At 66.0% G+C, this 18188-nt stretch carries 20 protein-coding genes; 11 read left to right on the top strand and 9 right to left on the bottom strand.

All coding sequences use genetic code 11. The annotated features are described in order from the left end of the window. Positions 1 to 5: 5 nt before the first annotated feature. The 7 genes from FHP91_RS09040 to FHP91_RS09070 form a co-directional block, all read right to left on the bottom strand. On the bottom strand, positions 6 to 731 hold the full coding sequence (locus tag FHP91_RS09040) for a spermidine synthase (RefSeq protein ID WP_144309249.1): 726 nt from the start codon (positions 729 to 731) through the stop codon (positions 6 to 8). A 45-nt stretch (positions 732 to 776) separates the two neighbouring features. Further along, on the bottom strand, positions 777 to 1430 hold the full coding sequence (locus FHP91_RS09045) for a YhcB family protein (protein WP_144309250.1): 654 nt from the start codon (positions 1428 to 1430) through the stop codon (positions 777 to 779). Between the two features lie 144 nt (positions 1431 to 1574). After that, entirely contained in the window at positions 1575 to 2762 is a 1188-nt protein-coding gene (locus tag FHP91_RS09050) for a class I SAM-dependent rRNA methyltransferase (RefSeq protein WP_144309251.1), read from the bottom strand. 720 nt (positions 2763 to 3482) lie between these two features. Then, positions 3483 to 4400 (bottom strand): tyrosine recombinase XerC, encoded by a 918-nt coding sequence (xerC, locus tag FHP91_RS09055; RefSeq protein WP_144309252.1) that lies wholly within the window; start codon positions 4398 to 4400, stop codon positions 3483 to 3485. 1 nt (position 4401) lies between these two features. Further along, entirely contained in the window at positions 4402 to 5052 is a 651-nt protein-coding gene (locus FHP91_RS09060; protein WP_144174963.1) for a DUF484 family protein, read from the bottom strand. A gap of 34 nt (positions 5053 to 5086) precedes the next feature. Continuing rightward, positions 5087 to 5920 (bottom strand): diaminopimelate epimerase, encoded by an 834-nt coding sequence (dapF, locus tag FHP91_RS09065; protein ID WP_144309253.1) that lies wholly within the window; start codon positions 5918 to 5920, stop codon positions 5087 to 5089. Between the two features lie 84 nt (positions 5921 to 6004). Continuing rightward, complete coding sequence (locus tag FHP91_RS09070) at positions 6005 to 6463, bottom strand: Lrp/AsnC family transcriptional regulator (RefSeq protein ID WP_144309254.1); 459 nt, start codon at positions 6461 to 6463, stop codon at positions 6005 to 6007. A gap of 270 nt (positions 6464 to 6733) precedes the next feature. On the opposite strand from FHP91_RS09070, the gene FHP91_RS09075 reads away from it, so the two are divergent. Continuing rightward, a complete protein-coding gene (locus FHP91_RS09075) occupies positions 6734 to 8287 on the top strand; it encodes a sigma 54-interacting transcriptional regulator (RefSeq protein WP_144309255.1) in 1554 nt (517 codons plus the stop codon). Between the two features lies 1 nt (position 8288). Further along, complete coding sequence (locus FHP91_RS09080; protein ID WP_246116266.1) at positions 8289 to 8534, top strand: hypothetical protein; 246 nt, start codon at positions 8289 to 8291, stop codon at positions 8532 to 8534. Positions 8535 to 8665: 131 nt separating this feature from the next. On the opposite strand, the gene FHP91_RS09085 is transcribed toward FHP91_RS09080, so the two are convergent. Further along, positions 8666 to 9538 carry a lysophospholipid acyltransferase family protein gene (locus FHP91_RS09085; protein ID WP_144309256.1) on the bottom strand — a complete coding sequence of 291 codons (873 nt, stop codon included), beginning with the start codon at positions 9536 to 9538 and terminating at the stop codon, positions 8666 to 8668. A 141-nt stretch (positions 9539 to 9679) separates the two neighbouring features. Next, the gene (locus FHP91_RS09090) at positions 9680 to 10540 is read right to left on the bottom strand and encodes a lysophospholipid acyltransferase family protein (protein WP_144309257.1); all 861 of its coding nucleotides are present in this window, start codon (positions 10538 to 10540) and stop codon (positions 9680 to 9682) included. A 232-nt stretch (positions 10541 to 10772) separates the two neighbouring features. Here FHP91_RS09090 and metK point away from each other — a divergent pair, with 232 nt between their 5' ends. The 9 genes from metK to FHP91_RS09135 all read left to right on the top strand — a co-directional run bounded on the left by metK (position 10773) and on the right by FHP91_RS09135 (position 18069). Next, positions 10773 to 11939 (top strand): methionine adenosyltransferase, encoded by a 1167-nt coding sequence (metK, locus tag FHP91_RS09095; RefSeq protein ID WP_144309258.1) that lies wholly within the window; start codon positions 10773 to 10775, stop codon positions 11937 to 11939. 120 nt (positions 11940 to 12059) lie between these two features. Further along, positions 12060 to 12935 (top strand): DMT family transporter, encoded by an 876-nt coding sequence (locus tag FHP91_RS09100; protein ID WP_144309259.1) that lies wholly within the window; start codon positions 12060 to 12062, stop codon positions 12933 to 12935. Positions 12936 to 12979: 44 nt separating this feature from the next. Further along, a complete protein-coding gene (locus tag FHP91_RS09105; RefSeq protein ID WP_144309260.1) occupies positions 12980 to 13612 on the top strand; it encodes a histidine phosphatase family protein in 633 nt (210 codons plus the stop codon). Positions 13613 to 13681: 69 nt separating this feature from the next. Next, positions 13682 to 14002 (top strand): heavy metal-binding domain-containing protein, encoded by a 321-nt coding sequence (locus tag FHP91_RS09110; protein ID WP_144309261.1) that lies wholly within the window; start codon positions 13682 to 13684, stop codon positions 14000 to 14002. Positions 14003 to 14014: 12 nt separating this feature from the next. Beyond that, positions 14015 to 14572 carry a DinB family protein gene (locus tag FHP91_RS09115; RefSeq protein WP_144309262.1) on the top strand — a complete coding sequence of 186 codons (558 nt, stop codon included), beginning with the start codon at positions 14015 to 14017 and terminating at the stop codon, positions 14570 to 14572. After that, positions 14569 to 15123: a crossover junction endodeoxyribonuclease RuvC gene (gene ruvC, locus FHP91_RS09120; RefSeq protein ID WP_144309263.1), complete on the top strand. Its 555-nt coding sequence runs from the start codon at positions 14569 to 14571 to the stop codon at positions 15121 to 15123. The genes FHP91_RS09115 and ruvC overlap by 4 nt, the downstream gene beginning before the upstream one ends. Positions 15124 to 15239: 116 nt before the next feature. Next, complete coding sequence (locus FHP91_RS09125) at positions 15240 to 16019, top strand: (Fe-S)-binding protein (protein ID WP_144309264.1); 780 nt, start codon at positions 15240 to 15242, stop codon at positions 16017 to 16019. Continuing rightward, on the top strand, positions 16019 to 17428 hold the full coding sequence (locus FHP91_RS09130) for a LutB/LldF family L-lactate oxidation iron-sulfur protein (RefSeq protein ID WP_144309265.1): 1410 nt from the start codon (positions 16019 to 16021) through the stop codon (positions 17426 to 17428). Before FHP91_RS09125 ends, FHP91_RS09130 begins: the two co-directional genes overlap by 1 nt. Beyond that, on the top strand, positions 17425 to 18069 hold the full coding sequence (locus tag FHP91_RS09135) for a LutC/YkgG family protein (protein WP_144309266.1): 645 nt from the start codon (positions 17425 to 17427) through the stop codon (positions 18067 to 18069). The genes FHP91_RS09130 and FHP91_RS09135 overlap by 4 nt, the downstream gene beginning before the upstream one ends. The last annotated feature ends 119 nt before the right edge of the window (positions 18070 to 18188 follow it).

Genomic DNA, 18188 nt, shown 5'->3' on the forward strand with positions numbered 1-18188 from the left:
GAACCTCAGGCGTGGGTGCGCGCCAGATACACCGAACACGACGACTCGCCGCCGGTGTAGAAATTGGGAAAAGGCACCACATGCGCCTCGCTCGAGGCAAACACACGCCCGAGCAACTGCATGAAGGCATCGTCCGGCGGATCGTTGGACCATAGCGCGAACACGCCGCCAGGATGAATCTTGTCGGCCAGCATGCCCAGCGTTTCATCGGTATAGAACAGGCAGTTCCCGCTGTTCAGCCAGTGGCTGGGCGAATGGTCGATGTCGAGCAGCACCGCATGCACGCGTTGGTCGCTCGTGCCCTCACCAAAGCCCTTGCCCGGTGCGCCGGCGCGCGCAAAGAAATCGGCTTCGACCAGCGAACAGCGCGGATCGCCCGTCAGCGTCGGGCCCAGCGGCACCAGGCCACGCCGGTGCCAATCGATGACCGGGGCCATCACGTCAATCACCGTCAGTGATCGGACGGCCGGGTTGGCCAGCGCCTCGACCGCGGTATAGCCCAACCCCAGCCCGCCGACCACCACATCCAGCGCATCGCCCTCAAGCGCCGCCAGCCCCATCCGGGCGAGCTGGATTTCAGACTCGGTGAACAGACTCGACATGAGAAAGTCGTCGTTCAGCTTCACCTCATACACGATCCGCCCGGCCAGACGCGGCTCGGCACGCCGCCGCAGGCTGATATCGCCCAGCGGAGTCGTCTGAAAATCGAGTTCCTCAAAAGCAAAGGCCATCCGTGCCTCCCGTTCGGTCGCGGCCCGGACGGCGGGCCAGTGTGTTTAGCCGGGTTTCTGACGCTCGGCGTCCGACTCGACATCCGACTCGGCGCTATCCGCATCCGCTTCCGGCAACGTCGCCGTCGCGGCCTCCTCGGCGCCTTCAGCCGCGTTCGCGGCGGGCGCTTCGTCAGCCACCTCCCCCATCGGCGCGGGCGCATCCGGGGCTTCGGGCGCTTGCGCCACATCCGTGGCGTCATCCGCCGGCTCGGCTACTGACGCTTTGGCGTCGGCAGCCAAGGCATCGCCCTCCTCGGCGTCATCCGCATCGGCCAGCGCCGCCCCCGTCACCGCTGCGGCGGCAACACCGCTGGTCAGCTGCTTGGTGTCCGCAGCCTCGCCGAGCAGCATCGCATCGACCCGCTCACGGAAGCGCTTGCGCGCCGGCCCGGCCGAAATCCGCTCGGAGCCTGACGACAGATGATCAAACAAGTCCTTGTAGGAGCCGGCCATGGACACGAATAGCGACGCGGTCTTGTCGAAATGCGCCTCGACATCCTGTTTGTAATCGGCCAGCTCGGTCTGCACGCGATCCAGTTCCATCTGCAACTCGACCATGCGGCTCTTGTTGCCGCTGAAGATGCGCCCGAGCATGAAGCCCAGCACCAGCGTCACCAACCCCACTCCAACCACAATCATCCACATTTCATATTCCATCACACCCCCCTTTGTCGTACTCAGCCAATGCCGGACGACACACGTCTCAGCATGGGTTAGCTGACGCCCGACCAGTATACCGGCGCCACTGCCCGCTCATGCCCACCCAGGCTGTGGAAAAACGTAACGCCCGGCCAAACGCACTCAACCCACCTGGCAGGTCAGTCCTTTCAGGTACTCGCCTTCAGGCACCGACAGGCCCACCGGATGATCCGGTGACGCACCCAGGCGATGCAGGATGCGGCCGTCCACGCCGGCATCGGAGGCAGCGCCCGCGATGATCTTGTGGAACAACTCGATACCAATCCCGCCCGAACACGAGTAGGTCATCAGCAAGCCGCCCGGATTAAGCAGGCGGAAGCCATACATATTGATGTCTTTATAGGCACGCGCCGCGCGCTCGGCATGCGCCGCCGAGGGCGCAAACTTGGGCGGATCGAGAATGATCATGTCGAAACGCTCGCCGGCCTCGCGCAATTCGCGCAGCGCGGCAAACACATCGGCCTCACGCCACTCGGCGCGGCCGGCATCGAGCTGCGGATTCATTGCCAGATTGGCCGCCGCGGTCACCAGCGCCGGACCGGACGAGTCGATCGACAGCGTCGACGTCGCGCCGCCCGCCAGCGCCTGCAACGAAAAGCCGCCGGTGTAGCAAAAACAGTTGAGCACCCGCCGCCCGGCCGCCAACTCACCGGTCAGCCGGCGATTGTCGCGCTGGTCGAGGTAAAAACCGGTCTTGTGGCCACCGACCACATCCACCGCCATGCGCACGCCATTCTCGATGATCGACAGATCGGACGGCAGCTCGCCATACACACAGCCGGTCACCGGCTCCAGCCCTTCGCGTCCACGCACATCGGAGTCGGAGCGCTCGTACACCGCCGCGCAGCCGGTCGCCTGCACCAGCGCCGCCACAATCGCATCGCGCCACTTGTCGGCGCCCGCGCTGGTCAGCTGCATCACCACCACCGGTCCGTAACGATCCACCACCACGCCGGGCAGGCCATCGGACTCACCGTGAATCAGCCGCAGTCCGTCCTGTCCCGCCAATGCCGGATGCGTCTGCCGACGCGCCACCGAGGCCGCCACCGCGCGCTTGAAGAAGGCGTGATCCACCGTCTCGTCGGGATCAAAGGTCCACATCCGCGCCCGAATCTTCGACTCCGGCGACCACGACGCCTTGCCCAGCACCTTGCCGCTATCGGCCAGCACCGTGACCGTATCACCCGGCCGGGCACGACCATCGAGCTGCGCCACGGCAGAGTCGTAGATCCAGGGGTGGCGCCGGATCAAGGCGCGATCCTTGCCGGACTTGAGAATGAGCTGTGCCATGGGTGCGTTGTGAGATTCGAAAGCCTGCGAGTGTACGCGGGGGGAGGACTTGTGACCAGTTGGTCGTTTGGCAACGGCGGTGCGTGCTTCGTCTGGGCATTGGCCGGGTCTCGCCCCGGCGGGCGACTTACTTTCTTGCTTGTGCAAGAAAGGTAAGCAAAGAAGCACACCCCGCTGTCGTGGCCCTTCGGGCTCCCCTCCCTCCGCAAGCCCGGGGCGGGCAGCTTCGCAAACTCGCCCTGCGGGCTCAAACAGCGAAGCCGCTCTTTCCGCCCCACACTTGCTGCACTCGGCACGACAGAGGGGAGAAGAGATGCCAGCCTGAAACAGCGGGGCCACAGCCTCTCTTGAGGCTGGTTTCACCTCACCAATGGCCTACGAAAAACGCTGATGACAATTAAAACCCGCCCTACGGGGTGGCGCTTTTACGCACGGGCGATGGCGAAGCCGAACCCGCGAGCCCCTCCCCTTCTGTGCCGCCGAACGGAGAACGTGACCGGCGGGAATTGTCGTGTCGCTTGTCTGAGCCCGCAGGGCGAGTTTGCGACACGACCCGCCGGGCGCGGGCGCAGAGAGGGCACCGGCGAAGCCGGCGGCACAGCGGGGGCGCTTCTTTGGTGACTTTCTTGTCGCTACAAGAAAGTTACTCGCCCGCCGGGGCGAAACCCGGCCAACGAATCATCGAAGTAGCACTGGCCGGAAAGCGCCCACCGGAAGGCGTCAGTCCTTCCCCCGCTTCCGTGCTCTCGGATGCGCCGCGTCATACACCTTGGCCAGGTGCTGAAAATCGAGATGGGTATACACCTGCGTACTGCGGATGCTGGCATGGCCGAGCATCTCCTGCACCGCGCGCAGGTCGCCACTCGATTGCAGCACATGGCTGGCAAAGCTGTGGCGGAGCATGTGCGGATGAACATGCGTGCCGTCGCCGTGCACTTTGCCCCAGCGATCAAGCCGGCTGCGCACGGCCGCCTGCGACGGGCGGGTGCCCTGCCGGGTAACGAACAGGGCTTTTTCGTGGGCCGGGGCGATGTCGGCGCGGACCGCCAGCCAGGCGTCGAGCGCGGCCAAGGCAGCGCGGCCGACCGGCACGATGCGCGTCTTGCCGCGCTTGCCGGTCACGGTGACTTCGCCGGCCGCCACATCCACCCCGCGATCCACGTCCAGCGACAACAGCTCGGCCAGCCGCAGACCGGCGCTGTAGAGCAGCTCGAACATGGCGTGATCGCGCACTTCCAGCGGGTCGGCGGGCGGCGCATTGAGCAGGCCGACCATGGCGTCGGGGCTGAGGTTTTTAGGCAAGGTTCGCGGCGCACGCGGCGGACGCACGCCCTCGGCGGGGTTGTCGGCCGCACCGTGATGGCGCACCCGCCAGCGAAAGAAGCCGCGCCAGGCCGACAGCGCCCGCGCCACCGAGCGCGGCGACAGACCCCCGCCATGCAGGCGGGCGGCGAAGCGCCGGATCTGGGCGGTGGTGATGGCGTCAGGACTTGCACCGTCGGCTAACGCGACCAGCTTGAGCAGCTCGCGACGGTAACTGGTGAGGGTGTGTGCGCTGGCCCGGCGCTGGCTGGCAAGGTAGCCGAGGTAAGCGTCGATCAGCGGATCGAAGGGCGAGACGGCGCGCCCCTCGGTCATGTCAGCCCAGGCGACGCTGAACCGCGGCGCTGACCATCTCGCCGATGCGGCTCACATACAAGGTGCCCATTTCGGCATAGAAACGCTCGGGATCTTCGCTGCCCATGGCCAACAGGCCCAGCAGGCGACCGTCCTGCTTGAGCGGCACCAGCGCGACGGAGCGCACATGCGGCGCGGCTTCGCCAAACCAGTCGGTGATTTCGACATGTGCGGGGCTGCCGCAGAAGGGGCGGCGCATGTCGCCGGCAAAGAACCGGATGTCTTCGGAGACCGGCGTGAACTCGGCGGTATCGCGACGCAGCACGCTGTTCCAGATGCGGATGGCCACATGCGGCACCGAAAAGTCTTCGCGCAGATGGCTGAACACCGCATCGCGCACGCCTTCGAAGCTGTCGGCGTCGAGCAGGGCAAGCACCATGCGGTGCACTTTTTCACTGATTTCGTCGTTTTCTTCGCCGAAGCGGATCAGTTCGGTGAGTTTGACTTCAAGTTGGCGGATTTTTTCGCGCAGGGCATGCAGTTGCCGCTCGGCCAGCGAAATCGCCTGCCCGTTATGCGGATGCGCCACGGTGAGGGAATCGAGCAGTTCCCCGTTCTGTTCGAAGAAATCGGGGTTGTCCTTGAGAAACTGGACGATGTCATCGGTCTTCATCTACGCATGTCTCCTCGCGCCTGTCGCGACGCTGTTAGTCCAGTTCAATCTCGGCCTCGAATACCGTTACCGCCGGCCCGGTCATCAGCACGGGCGTACCCGGCCCATCCCAGGCAATGCTCAATGCGCCGCCGCGCGTCTCCACCTGCACCGGGCTGACCAGCAACTCGCGCAAAATACCGGCCACCACGGCCGCGCAGGCGCCAGTGCCGCAGGCCAGGGTTTCGCCCGCACCACGCTCCCACACCCGCAAGCGGATATGGTGCTCGTCCACCACCTGCATGAATCCGGCATTGACCCGCGCCGGAAAGCGCGCATGCGTTTCGATGGACGGCCCCTGCGTGGTCACCAGGGCAGCATCGACATCAGCCACCACCTGCACGGCATGCGGGTTGCCCATGCTGACGGCGGTGATCAGGACGCGCACATCACCCAGCGACAAGGGCTGGACAACCGCATCGCTGTCGGAATCAAAGGGGACATCGTCGGGATCGAGTCGCGGCTCGCCCATATCGACCGTCACCTGCCCGTCCGCCTCAAGGCGCGGTTCGATCAGGCCGGATTGGGTTTCGACCCGGATGTGGGTTTTGTCGGTCAGGCCGCGATCATGCACAAAGCGCACGAAGCAGCGCGCGCCATTGCCGCACTGCTCGACCTCGCCACCATCGGCATTAAAGATGCGGTAACGGAAATCAACGCCGGGCTGGGTCGGGGCTTCGACCACCAGCAGTTGATCGCAACCAACGCCAAAGTGGCGATCCGCCAGAAAGCGGACCCGCTCAGGAGTCAGGTCAATAGGCGCACGCGTGGCGTCGAGCACGACGAAGTCGTTGCCCAGCCCGTGCATCTTGGTAAAGCGCAGTCGCATTGCCGCATCCCGCCATGTCTACTGGGATGGCATTGTCCCGCAGCGGCGCGGGCGCGTCCACTTCGCACACGCCCCTCTGATGCCTCAAATCGGCAAGGCGGTGTCGTGCTTGACTTCGCGCAGCGCAACAACCGAACGCACCGTCGCCACTTCGGGCAGTTTGAGCAAAAAACTGTGCATGAACATGGCGTAGCTCTCGACGTCCGGCAGGAAGACCTTGAGCATGTAATCGCTATCGCCCGACAAGGCATAGCACTCGACAATCTCGCGGCGCGAGTGGATGTGCCGCTCGACCTGATCGGTCACCCGCGCGTCGTGCGTCTTGAGCTGCAAATTGACCAGCACACAGGTACCCAGGCCGAGTTTACGACGATCAAGCACCGCCACGTAGCGCTTGATCAGGCCGGAGGTTTCCAGGTCGCGCACCCGCCGCCAGCATGGTGACACCGACAAGCCGACGCGATCCGCCAACTCCTGGTTGCTGACACGTGCATTGAGTTGCAGCTCGCTGAGCAACTGTCGCTGAACACGATCGATCTTCATGACGGGGGTCTCCTCCCTGCGATCCGGTGATGTCCGGCTTGGCAAGAGCAGATCCTATGCAAGCGTCGTGCCACACGCAAAAATCCGCGACTTTATTGGCTTGCAGAGGAATCAACTGATCGTCTGCGCGCGGCAATCGTAAACAATTATTTACACCGGCCTGTCTTTTATCGCCGGCAAGCGTCGAACTTGCGCGCTGAATCAAGCGCTTGCGCCAGCCGTAAACAAATCGATACACTGTAGCCCTTCGTTTACACCGCGAACCCGAGCATGCGTCTTGTCGTCACCTTCAAGGATCGAGTCGGTATCGCCCAGGAGATCCTCGCCCAGATGGCGCGGCGCCAGCTGAGCGTGGTGAATGTGGAGGTGGACATGTCCCACGTCTACATCGACGCCCCCGACCTGCACGAGCCCTACTTTCTCGAGACACGCGCGGCGCTGTTCAGCGTGCCCGGCGTGGTCGCGGTCGAGGCGATCGACATGCTGCCCGGCATGCGCCAGCGCCTGCACCTGGAGGCGCTGCTGGCGGCCATGGCCGACCCGGTGCTGGCGGTTGATGCTGGCGGCGGGCTGATCAATACCAACCCGGCCGCCACGCCGCTGGCCGATGGCAGTCGAGACGCCGGAGGGCAGGTGACGCTGCACCAACTGCTCGACGACCGCGCACTCGCCGACGAGCTGCTGCGCCAGGGCTTCCGCGTGCCGGCGCGCGAAATTTCGGTCCGCGGCAAACCGTTTCTGCTCGACGTACGGCCTATCCACGACCCGGCCTATGGCGCCGACGCGCCGCCGGTCGGCGGGCTGATCACCCTTCACGCGCCGCAGCGCATCGGCGAGCGTCTGCACGCCTTGCAACACCCGGACGATCACGGCTTTGACGCCATTCTCGGCAGCTCGACGGCGCTGCGCGCGGTCAAGGAGCGCGCCGTACGCATGGCCGGCACTGACAGCCCCTTGATGCTGCTGGGCGAAACCGGCACCGGCAAGGAGCTGATCGCGCTGGCCTGCCATCAGGCGAGTGGCCGGCACGAAGCGCCGTTTCTGGCGCTCAACTGCGCCGCGCTGCCCGAGAGCCTGGCTGAGAGCGAACTCTTCGGCTACGCCCCCGGTGCCTTCAGTGGCGCCCAGCGCGGCGGCAAGCCCGGTCTGCTGGAGATGGCCGACGGCGGCTCGGTGTTTCTCGACGAAGTCGGCGAAATGTCGCCCTACCTGCAGGCCAAACTGCTGCGCTTTCTGAACGACGGGCGCTTTCGCCGCGTCGGCGGCTCACGCGAAACGCAGGTCGATGTGCGCATCATCAGCGCCACCCATCGCAATCTCGAACGCATGGTGGCCGAGGGCGATTTCCGCGAGGATCTGTATTACCGCTTGAACGTGCTGACCCTGCAGGTGCCACCGCTGCGCGAGCGCCGCGACGACATCCCGCTGCTCGCCCAGCACTTCATCCGCCGCGCCTGCACTCAGTCAGGCCGGCCGCCGGTGCGCCTGTCGGGCGCCGCGCTGGACAAGCTCACCGCCAACGACTGGCCGGGCAATGTGCGTCAATTGCAGAACGTGATCTTCCGCACCGTTACCATGCAGGACCGCCCGCTGATTGATGCCGAGGATGTGGACCTGGCCGGCGCCGCCGGCCCCGCCGACGACACGCTGCAGCCCGAGCAGATCACCGACTGGACCGCCGCCATTGACGACTTCGAGCGCGTGTTGCTGACCCGGCTGTATCCGCACTACCCGTCGAGCCGACGCCTCGCCACCCGGTTGAACACCTCGCACACCATGATTGCCAACAAACTGCGCAAACACCGCATCCGCCGGAGCCCCTGAGATGACCGAAGCGCGCCCAAAATCACCCCCCGTGCTCGCGTCGCTGATGATCGCGATCGGCGCCTTGTGCACCATCTTTGGATTAGCGCTGACGGCCGGTCTGGGCGCCGACTGGCATCCGCTGCTGGCCACAGACGGCGCCGGCATCGTCATGCTCGTATCGGGCATTGCGCTGGCGGGCAGCGGCGCCTTCCCGCTGGTATTCGCGCGGCTGGCCGCGCGCGACGACACGCCTCAGAAGTTGTGAAGAAATCGTAGCGAGCGCCGGCAGGTCGGGGGCGGCCGGCGCGCGGCAAGCGGAATGAGCTCAATACCATGAGCATTGCGAGCACCGCCCAAGCCGGAGATGCCAAACCCCGTCGATTTATTCACAATTTCTCAATAGAAGCGCCGCTCGCCCTCGGGCCGGGTCTTGAAACGGCGATGCACCCAGTAGTACTGCTCGGGGGCCTCGCGCACCATGCGTTCGATCTCGGCGTTCATATGCGCCACATCGGCGGCAACATCGCCCGTCGGGTAGTCGGCCCAGGGTTCGCCCAGCGTCACTTCATAACCCGCGCCGCCCGGCAGCATGCGGGTCTGGCAAGGCACCACCGCCGCACCGGCCATGCGGGCAAAGCGCGGCAGGCCGGTGATGGTGGCGGTCTGAATGCCGAAGAAGGGAACGAAGATCGACTCCTTGCGCCCGTGATCCATGTCCGGCAGGTAGTAAAACGGCCGCCCCGCCTTCATCGCCCGCACCGTGCTGCGGATGCTCTCATCGCGCGGCAGCAGGTGCTGGTCACCGAAACGGCTGCGGCCGTGATGGAGCCAGCGGTCGATCACCTTGTCGCGCTGGCGCGCGTAGATGCTGACGATATCGAAGGCCATGGTCACCCGCGTGCCGCCCATGTCGAGACCGACGAAGTGCGGCGCCATGAGAATCACCGGCGTGCCGGCATCGAGCAAGGCCTGCACCCGCTCCACTCCCGAGATGCGGATGATGCGCTCCAGCCGCTCGCGCGGCGCCCACCACAGCAAGCCGCGCTCAAACAGACTGCGCCCCAGCAAACGGAAGTGCCGGCGGGCGACCTGCTGGCATTCGCCCTCCGACCACTCGGGGAAGCAATGCCGCAGATTGGTCAGCACCACCTTGCGACGCGCACTCACCACCCGATAGAGCAGCAGCCCCAGTGCCTCGCCCAGCGGCGCCAGCACCGCCAGCGGCAACCAGTGCAGCAGCCACAGCAAGGCGACCAGCAGACGGCTCACTGGACGGCCCGCCTGTCGCAGACGTGCAATCGTTGCAAAGGCCGCTGTGCGGTCGTGCTCATGGGACGCCCCTCCAGTCGCTATCGCGACGTCCTCCCCGCGGGAAGATCGCGCGCCCTTCGGGCGGCCGTGCGGCCGCGCTCATGCCTCCCCCTCCGGCGGTGCCACCTTCGACGGCCGCTTGTAGCGGTGATAACCCCACAGATACTGGGTCGGGCAGGCGCGGATCATCGCCTCCATCTGTCGGTTGATCGCCGCCACCCGGGCGGCGGTGTCGCCCTCAACAGGCTCGGTCGGCGCCTGAAAGCGAATATGGTAGCCCCGCCCGCCGGGCAGTCGCTCGGCCCAGCAGCAGATCACCTGCACACCTTTGACTTCACTGAGCCGCGCGGCCAGCGTCATGGTCCACGCCGGGCGATCAAAAAACGGCGCCCACATGCCCTCGCCCACATCGGGCGTCTGGTCGGGCAGCATGCCGATCGCCTCGCCGCTGCGCAGCGCCTTGATCAGCTTGCGTACGCCGCTCAACTCGGCGGGCGCGATGCTCATGCCGCCGCGCTGACGACCGGACGTGATCAGCGGCATCAGTTCAGCAAAATTGGGGGGGCGGTAGAGTACGGTGATCTTGCCGCGCGACGCGTAGTACTGGGCCGTGACCTCGAACCCCCCCAGGTGCGGCACCAGAAACAGCATGCCCGCCCCCTCGGCCTTGGCCGCCTCGACCACGTCCCAACCCGTCACCTGCACCACCTTGGCCACCACCTCGGCATGCGGGCGCAGCAAGATCCACGGCAATTCCAGCGCCTGCTTGCCCGACTCGGCAATCACGCTGGCGCGCAGACGATTCGCCGCCGGCCCCATTGCCTGCGCCAGATTGCCCTTCAGGCGTGCCCGGTACTTGGGCGACAGCGCATAGGTCAGCCACCCGACCAGCGCACCGAGACGATGCACGAACGAGAGCGGCAGGGCAGCAAGAAGGCGGAACAAAACCTGAGCGGGCACGAGCGCGTTTATAACCGATTCCGCCGTTCAGCGGGCGCACCCGTGCAGCGATTTTGCATGCGCTGCAAGTTGTCCTATAATCCGCGGCTACCGCCGAGTTAAAGACAACTTGCAGGGCGGCAGGCTGCTTCGGCGGCCAAATACTGCTAAAGCGTCGCCGCTCGACAGAAATCCCCGGAGCTGGCCTCGCCAGCGATGTTCGGGGATTTTTTGTTTTTGGAGCTGCTCACTCATGGCTAATGCCTTCCTGTTTACTTCGGAATCCGTGTCCGAAGGCCATCCCGACAAAGTCGCCGACCAGGTCTCGGACGCGATCCTCGACGCCATCCTGACCGACGACCCGAACGGCCGCGTGGCCTGCGAGACGCTGGTGTCCACCGGTCTGGTCGTCATCTCGGGCGAGATCACCACCAGCACCCACATCAACTACCGCGAAGTTGCGCAGGACACCATCCGCCGCATCGGTTACGACGACTCGTCCTCGGGCTTCGACTACAAGTCCTGCGCCATCCTCACCGCCATCAACCGCCAGTCGGCCGACATTGCCCAGGGCGTGAATGAAGGCGAAGGCCTGGATCTCGACCAGGGCGCCGGCGACCAGGGCCTGATGTTTGGCTACGCCTGCAACGAAACCCCCTCGCTGATGCCGCTGCCGATCTACTACGCGCACCGCGTCATGCAGCGCCAGGCCGAGCTGCGCAAGGACGGCCGCCTGCCGTGGCTGCGCCCCGACGCCAAGTGCCAGCTCACCGTCAAGTACGTGGACGGCAAGCCGGTGGGCATCGACACCGTGGTGGTATCCACCCAGCACCACCCGGACATCTCCCACGCCCAGCTCTCCGAAGCCGTGATCGAAGAGATCATCAAGCCGGTGCTGCCGAGCGAGATGGTCGGTGACAAAGTGCGCTACCTGATCAACCCCACCGGCCGCTTCGTGGTTGGCGGCCCGCACGGCGACTGCGGCCTGACCGGTCGCAAGATCATCGTCGACACCTACGGTGGCGCAGCCCACCACGGTGGTGGCGCGTTCTCCGGCAAGGACCCGTCCAAGGTTGACCGCTCGGCCGCCTACGCCGGCCGTTACGTGGCCAAAAATATCGTCGCCGCCGGCCTGGCCGACAAGTGCGAGGTGCAGATCGCCTACGCCATCGGCGTGGCCCAGCCGGTGTCGCTGATGGTCAACACCTTCGGCACCGGCAAGATCGAGGAAGACCACATCGAAGCCCTGGTGCGCCGCCACTTCGACTTGCGTCCGAAAGGCATCATCCAGACGCTCAACCTGCTGCGCCCGATCTACGGCAAGACGGCTGCCTACGGCCACTTCGGCCGCGACGAGCCCGAGTTCACCTGGGAAGCCACCGACAAGGCCGCCCAGCTGCGCGCCGACGCCGGCCTGTAAGCGACTTACCCGCATCACGAAAAACCCCGTCCGTGTGGCGGGGTTTTTCGTTGACTGGCCCGGCTTGCCCCGCACAATGCGTTCCGGGTCAAACCACAGACTTTGGGCGACAATGCCGACATGAATCCGCGCGCCCAAGCCCTCCTCCCGGTGTTTTTCGTCCTGCTCTGGAGCACCGGCTTCATCGGCGCCAAGCTGGGGCTACCCTATGCCGAACCGCTCACCTTTCTGAGTGTGCGCTACGTGCTGGTCATCGCCGTGATGCTGCTGGTGGCACTTGTCAGCCGCGCGCCCTGGCCGAGCAGCTGGACCATGGCCGGCCACATCGCCGCCAACGGCTTTCTGCTCCACGGCCTTTACCTTGGCGGCGTTTTCGTCTCCATCAAGCACGGCCTGCCAGCGGGCGTGGCCGCGCTGGTCGTTGGCATGCAGCCGCTCCTCACCGCCGTCGGCGCCGGCTGGTTTCTGGGTGAACGCGTGACCGCCCGGCAATGGCTCGGCCTGGCGCTCGGCTTTGTCGGCGTCGCCCTGGTGGTCGGCGGTCGTGCGCAGATCGACACCGTCACCACGAGCAGCCTGTGGCACATGCTCTGGCCCGCCCTTATCGCCCTGATGGGCATCACCGTCGGCACGCTGTACCAGAAACGCTTTTGCCCCAGCTTCGATCTGCGCACCGGCAGCGTCATCCAGTTCCTGCCCGCCCTGCTCGTCACCGGCCTGGTCGCCGCGCAAACTGAAACCCTGCAGATCGAGTGGGACGGCCGCTTCATCTTCGCGCTGTTATGGCTCGTGCTGGTGCTCTCGGTCGGCGCCATCAGCCTGCTCAACCTCCTCATCCGCCAAGGCAGCGCCACCAACGTCGCCAGCCTGTTCTACCTCACCCCGCCGGTCACCGCGGTCATCGCCTGGGCGTTGTTCGACGAAACGCTCTCGCCGATGGCGATTGCCGGCATGGGGGTGGCGGTGGGAGGGGTGTGGCTGGCGCGTCGCGCCTGAACCTTCGCCCGCCCAAGCAGTCTGCCGATGAGAGGTAGCCTGCCATGACCGATCCTGATGTTCGCTCCCAACATTTCGTGTCCATCGGCCAATGGGCCAGCCTTTGGGCACTACTACTCTGCTTTCTGAGCCCACATGCCGCCGCGCTCAATGACGCGCGCCTGGTCGATGCCTTGCGCTCCGGCGGCCTTGTCGTGCTGATCCGGCATGCCGCGACCGAATCCGGCACCGGTGATCCCCCCGGCTTCCGACTCGACGACTGCACCACTCAGCGGAATCTGTCGGCCGCCGGACGCGACCAGGCCCGCGCACTGGGCGCGTGGTTCGGTGCGCAGCGCATCCCCGTCGGCGAAGTGCGCAGCAGCCGATGGTGTCGTTGCCTCGACACTGCGAAGCTGGCCTTCCCGCCACAGACGACGATGATCCCATGGCCGCCACTGGACTCCTTCTTCGATGCCCGCCATCGCGCCGACGCTGCCACCGCCGCCGCCCTGGCCGGGCTGGCCAACCCGATCGCTGGCAACCGGATCTGGGTCACGCATCAGGTCAACATCACCGCCTTGAGCGGCATTTATCCGGCGCCTGGCGAACTGGTCGTCATGCAGCCGCGCGCCCGTCCCGATGGCGGATATCGACTTGAGCTCATGGGTCGTCTGACGCCGAGCACGGCGTCCTGACGCATCGCACCGGCACGGCTTGCCGAGCGCGGCGTTAGAATGCCGGCATCCCCTCGACGGAGTATCGCCATGCTGATGAGCACTACCCCCACTCTCGAAGGCCAGACCATCACCCGCTATCTCGGCGTGGTCAATGGCGAGGCCATCATTGGCGCCAACATCTTCAAGGACATGTTCGCCGCCGTGCGCAACGTGGTCGGCGGTCGCGCCGGGGCGTATGAACGCACGCTGGCCGATGCACGCAATATCGCCTTCGAAGAAGCCGCCGAGGCCGCGTCCAAGCTCGGTGCCAACGCCGTGGTCGGCATCGATGTCGACTACGAAGTACTCGGCTCCGACAACGGCATGTTGATGGTGTGCGTGAGCGGCACGGCCGTGGTTGTCGGTTAACCGGTCGTCGCCATGGACCGGATCGCTCATGTGCGCGCAATGGCGCATTACAACCGCTGGATGAACGAGCGCCTGTACGCGGCCGCGGCCACGCTCGACCACGACGCGCTGCATGCCGACCGCGGTGCCTTTTTCGGCTCGCTGTTTGGCACGCTCAACCATATCGTGGTCGCCGACACGGTCTGGCTCAAGCGCTTCGCCACGCTGCCGGCCTGCCTCACCACGCTGGCCCCCCTGCGCGACGAGCCGCAACCCGCGGCCCTCGACGCGCCGCGCTGCCCCAACCTGCCGGCACTCACCGCGCATCGCGAAAAACTCGACGCCCTGATTACCGACTGGGCGAGCACGCTCACCGATGCCGATCTCGACGCCGTGTTGCCCTATCAGAACATGCGCGGCATCCCGGCCACGCGCAATGTCTTCGCGCTGCTGATGCATTTCTTCAACCACCAGACCCACCACCGCGGTCAGGCCACCACGCTGCTGTCGCAGTCCGGCGTCGACATGGGCGCCACCGATCTGTTGCTGCTCATCCCCGACCTCAACGACCCGCCGGTCGCCACGCCGTGAGCGGCACCGCCTCGGCCATCACCGCCACCCGCATCCTCGGGCTCGACCCCGGCCTGCGGGTGACCGGCTTCGGCGTCATCGACACGCTCGGCCAGCAGCTGCGCTATGTGGCCAGCGGCTGCATCAAGACCCAGGACGGCGAGCTGCCCGGCCGGCTCAAGACCCTGCTCGACGGCGTGCGCGAGGTGATCGCCACCTACCAGCCCGATCAGGTCGCGGTCGAAAAAGTCTTTGTGAACGTGAACCCGCAATCGACCCTGCTGCTCGGTCAGGCGCGCGGCGCAGTCATTTGTGGCGCGGTGTCCTGCGATTTGCCGGTGCTCGAATACACCGCGCTGCAGGTCAAGCAGGCCGTGGTTGGCCATGGCAAGGCGCACAAGGACCAGGTACAGCACATGGTGCAGCGCCTGCTCGAACTGGCCGCCGCACCGCAGGCCGACGCCGCCGACGCGCTGGCCTGCGCCATCTGCCATGCCCACGGCGGCCTCGGCATGGGCGCGCTGGCCACCGCCGGCATGCGGCGCCGGGGCGGGCGGATCAGCGCGCGTTGAATCTGCTTCACCCCCGCCCTGAAAAGCTTTCGCTTGTGGCGGGCGGCACGCACTGACTACTATCAGACTCACGATGCGAGCGCCAAGCAGCGGCTCGCGCACTTTGGAGGCAAGCAATGTCCGATTCCCCCGTCAAGCCGCGCCCCCGCGTTGGCCTGTTCGCCACCTGCGTGATGAACGCCTTCCGCCCGAGTATCGGCTTTGCCAGCGCCAAACTGCTCGAAGACGCCGGCTGCCATGTGAGTGTGCCCGCCGCACAAACCTGTTGCGGCCAGCCCGGCCTCAACAGCGGTGACGAAGACAGCGCCCGTGCACTGGCCAAACAAGTCATCGAAGCCTTCGAAGAATTCGACTACGTGGTCGGCCCCTCCGGCTCGTGCATGGCCACCATCCGCCACGACTACCCCAATCTGTTCGCCGACATAGCCGACTGGCGCAAGCGCGCCGAGGCGCTGGCAGCCAAGAGCTACGAGCTGCTGTCCTTCCTCACCGACGTAATGGGCGTGACCGCGGTCGATGCCGAATACCAGGGCACCATCACCTACCACGATTCCTGTAGCGGCCTGCGCAGCATGGGCGTCAAGGGGCAGCCGCGCCAGCTGCTCGGCACGGTGAAAGGCCTGACCATCAAGGAGATGGAAGACACCGACGTGTGCTGCGGCTTCGGCGGCACCTTCTGCGTCAAATACCCCGAAATCTCCGAAAAGATGGCCGACGACAAGCTCGCCAACGCGGCCGCCACCGGCGCCGACACGCTGCTCGGTGGCGACCTCGGCTGCCTGCTGCATCTGGCCGGACGCTTGCGCCGCAAGGGCTCGCCGGTCAAGGTCTATCACACCGCCGAAGTGCTGGCCGGCCTGGCCGATGGCCCGAGTCTGGGCGAGGAGAACCGATAATGGAATTCCGCTCCCCCGAGTTCAAGACCCGCGCGGTGCATGCCCTGCATGACGCCAACCTGCAAAAGGCGCTGAGCAACACCAAGGCCGGCTTTGTGGTCAAGCGTGCCCAGGCCGCCGCCGAGATGCCCGAGTTCGAGGCGCTGCGCGACACCGCCGCCGAGATCAAGGACCACGTCCTCAACAACCTCGACCACTACCTCGAAAAGTACGAAGCCGCGGTCACCGCCGCCGGCGGCCATGTGCACTTCGCCACCGATGCCGAAGACGCCCGCCGCATCATCCTCGGCATCTGCAAAAAAGCCAACGCCAAGCGGATCACCAAGGGCAAGTCGATGGTCTCCGAAGAGATGAGCCTCAACGAGGCGCTGATCGGCGAAGGCTACGAAGTGGTCGAGACCGACCTGGGCGAGTACATCATCCAGCTCGCCGACGAGCCGCCCTCGCACATCATCGCGCCGGCCATCCACAAGACCAAGGACCAGGTCGCCGACCTGTTCGCCGCCGCCCACAACAAGCCGCGCAAGACCGACCGCGCCGCGCTGGTGGCCGAAGCGCGCGAAGTGCTGCGCGAGAAGTACTTCACCGCCGAGGTCGGCATCACCGGCGGCAACTTCCTGGTGGCCGAAACCGGCTCGTCCGTCATCGTCACCAACGAAGGCAACGGCGACCTCACCCAGACGCTGGCCAAGGTACACATCGTCACCAGCGGCATCGAGCGCGTGATTCCCTCGCTCGACGACCTCTCCGTGTTCCTGCGCATTCTGGCGCGCAGCGCCACCGGCCAGGAGACCGAGAGCTACACCACTTTCTCGACCGGTCCGCGCCGCGACGGCGACATCGACGGCCCCGAGGAATACCACGTGGTGCTGCTCGACAACGGCCGCTCCAAGATGCTCGGCAGCCGCTTCCAGGACATGCTGCGCTGCATCCGCTGCGGCGCCTGCATGAACCACTGCCCGGTGTACGGCTCGATCGGCGGCCACGCCTACGGCTGGGTCTACCCCGGCCCGATGGGCTCGGTGCTCACCCCGCTGATCAAGGGCATGGACGGCACCTACGACCTGCCCAACGCCTGCACGCTCAACGGCCGCTGCAAGTCGGTGTGCCCGGTGCGCATTCCGCTACCCGACCTGCTGCGCGAAATCCGCCACAACCAGTTCCGCCAGGACATGACGCCCAAACGCCAGAAACAGGCGCTCAAACTATGGCGCTACGTGGCTGAGCGACCCAAGCTCTACCACTTTGCCGAGCGCATCGGCGTGCGCATCCTGGCCAGCATGGCCAACGGCAAGGGCAAGCTGCGCAGCCTGCCCTTCGACCCCGGCTGGACCGGCGCGCGCGACCTGCCCGCCCCCACCGGCCGCACCTTCCTCGAACTGTGGCAAGCCAAGCGGGGTGACAAATGAGCAGCCGCGACACCATCTTCAAGGCCATCCGACAAGGCCTCGGCCGCGGCCCGCTCGACGACGCCGCACGCAAGCAACTCGACGCGCGCATCGCCAATCCGCCGCAGCACATCCGTGCCACGGTGGACGACGCCGATCTGGTCGCCCGCTTCGCCCAGCGTTTCGAATCGCGCTCCGGCACCACCGAGCGTATCGCCAGCCTGGCCGACGTGCCCGCCGCCGTCGCCGCGCTGGCCGAAAGCTATGCCATCGCGCCATCGGCCGTCGTCGGCACCGCCCTGGGCGAACTCGCCTGGCCGGAGGGCTGGCAGATCGACCACGGCGCCGCCACCATCGACGTCATGCTCGGCGTCTCGCTGGCCTGGCGCGGCATCGCCGAGACCGGCAGCATCCTCATGCTCTCCGGCCCCGACCGCCCGATCACCCACAACTTCGTGCCCGAAACTCATGTCGTCGTGCTGCCGGTCGAACACCTCGTCCGCCACTACGAAGACTGCTGGGTCGCCCTGCGCGAACGCGGCCAGGGCGCCCCGCGCGCCATGAACTTCATCTCCGGCCCCTCACGCACCGGCGACGTCGAGCAGACCATCGAACTCGGCGCCCACGGCCCACGGCGGATGCATGTGTTGATTCTGGGGTAAAGCCGCCCCCACGTCGGGTGGGCAGTTCACCGCCCATCCGCACTATTTGCCGTGAGGCACGATGGTGGGCAGCGAAGCTGACCACCCTACGAAGTCGCACCATCGCGCCTGAACACGCA

The organism is Denitromonas halophila (genome assembly GCF_007625155.1).
GTDB classification, from domain to species: domain Bacteria; phylum Pseudomonadota; class Gammaproteobacteria; order Burkholderiales; family Rhodocyclaceae; genus Nitrogeniibacter; species Nitrogeniibacter halophilus.

What these genes read in the sequence shown, in the direction of transcription:
- FHP91_RS09080 (WP_246116266.1), top strand. Translation starts at nt 8,289, where the DNA reads ATGACCGAAGCGCGCCCAAAATCACCCCCCGTGCTCGCGTCGCTGATG.
- FHP91_RS09050 (WP_144309251.1), bottom strand. Translation starts at nt 2,762, where the DNA reads ATGGCACAGCTCATTCTCAAGTCCGGCAAGGATCGCGCCTTGATCCGG.
- FHP91_RS09105 (WP_144309260.1), top strand. Translation starts at nt 12,980, where the DNA reads ATGACCGATCCTGATGTTCGCTCCCAACATTTCGTGTCCATCGGCCAA.
- FHP91_RS09075 (WP_144309255.1), top strand. Translation starts at nt 6,734, where the DNA reads ATGCGTCTTGTCGTCACCTTCAAGGATCGAGTCGGTATCGCCCAGGAG.
- dapF (WP_144309253.1), bottom strand. Translation starts at nt 5,920, where the DNA reads ATGCGACTGCGCTTTACCAAGATGCACGGGCTGGGCAACGACTTCGTC.
- FHP91_RS09040 (WP_144309249.1), bottom strand. Translation starts at nt 731, where the DNA reads ATGGCCTTTGCTTTTGAGGAACTCGATTTTCAGACGACTCCGCTGGGC.
- FHP91_RS09070 (WP_144309254.1), bottom strand. Translation starts at nt 6,463, where the DNA reads ATGAAGATCGATCGTGTTCAGCGACAGTTGCTCAGCGAGCTGCAACTC.
- FHP91_RS09130 (WP_144309265.1), top strand. Translation starts at nt 16,019, where the DNA reads ATGGAATTCCGCTCCCCCGAGTTCAAGACCCGCGCGGTGCATGCCCTG.
- FHP91_RS09110 (WP_144309261.1), top strand. Translation starts at nt 13,682, where the DNA reads ATGCTGATGAGCACTACCCCCACTCTCGAAGGCCAGACCATCACCCGC.
- FHP91_RS09135 (WP_144309266.1), top strand. Translation starts at nt 17,425, where the DNA reads ATGAGCAGCCGCGACACCATCTTCAAGGCCATCCGACAAGGCCTCGGC.
- FHP91_RS09115 (WP_144309262.1), top strand. Translation starts at nt 14,015, where the DNA reads ATGGACCGGATCGCTCATGTGCGCGCAATGGCGCATTACAACCGCTGG.
- FHP91_RS09125 (WP_144309264.1), top strand. Translation starts at nt 15,240, where the DNA reads ATGTCCGATTCCCCCGTCAAGCCGCGCCCCCGCGTTGGCCTGTTCGCC.
- metK (WP_144309258.1), top strand. Translation starts at nt 10,773, where the DNA reads ATGGCTAATGCCTTCCTGTTTACTTCGGAATCCGTGTCCGAAGGCCAT.
- xerC (WP_144309252.1), bottom strand. Translation starts at nt 4,400, where the DNA reads ATGACCGAGGGGCGCGCCGTCTCGCCCTTCGATCCGCTGATCGACGCT.
- FHP91_RS09100 (WP_144309259.1), top strand. Translation starts at nt 12,060, where the DNA reads ATGAATCCGCGCGCCCAAGCCCTCCTCCCGGTGTTTTTCGTCCTGCTC.
- FHP91_RS09060 (WP_144174963.1), bottom strand. Translation starts at nt 5,052, where the DNA reads ATGAAGACCGATGACATCGTCCAGTTTCTCAAGGACAACCCCGATTTC.
- FHP91_RS09045 (WP_144309250.1), bottom strand. Translation starts at nt 1,430, where the DNA reads ATGGAATATGAAATGTGGATGATTGTGGTTGGAGTGGGGTTGGTGACG.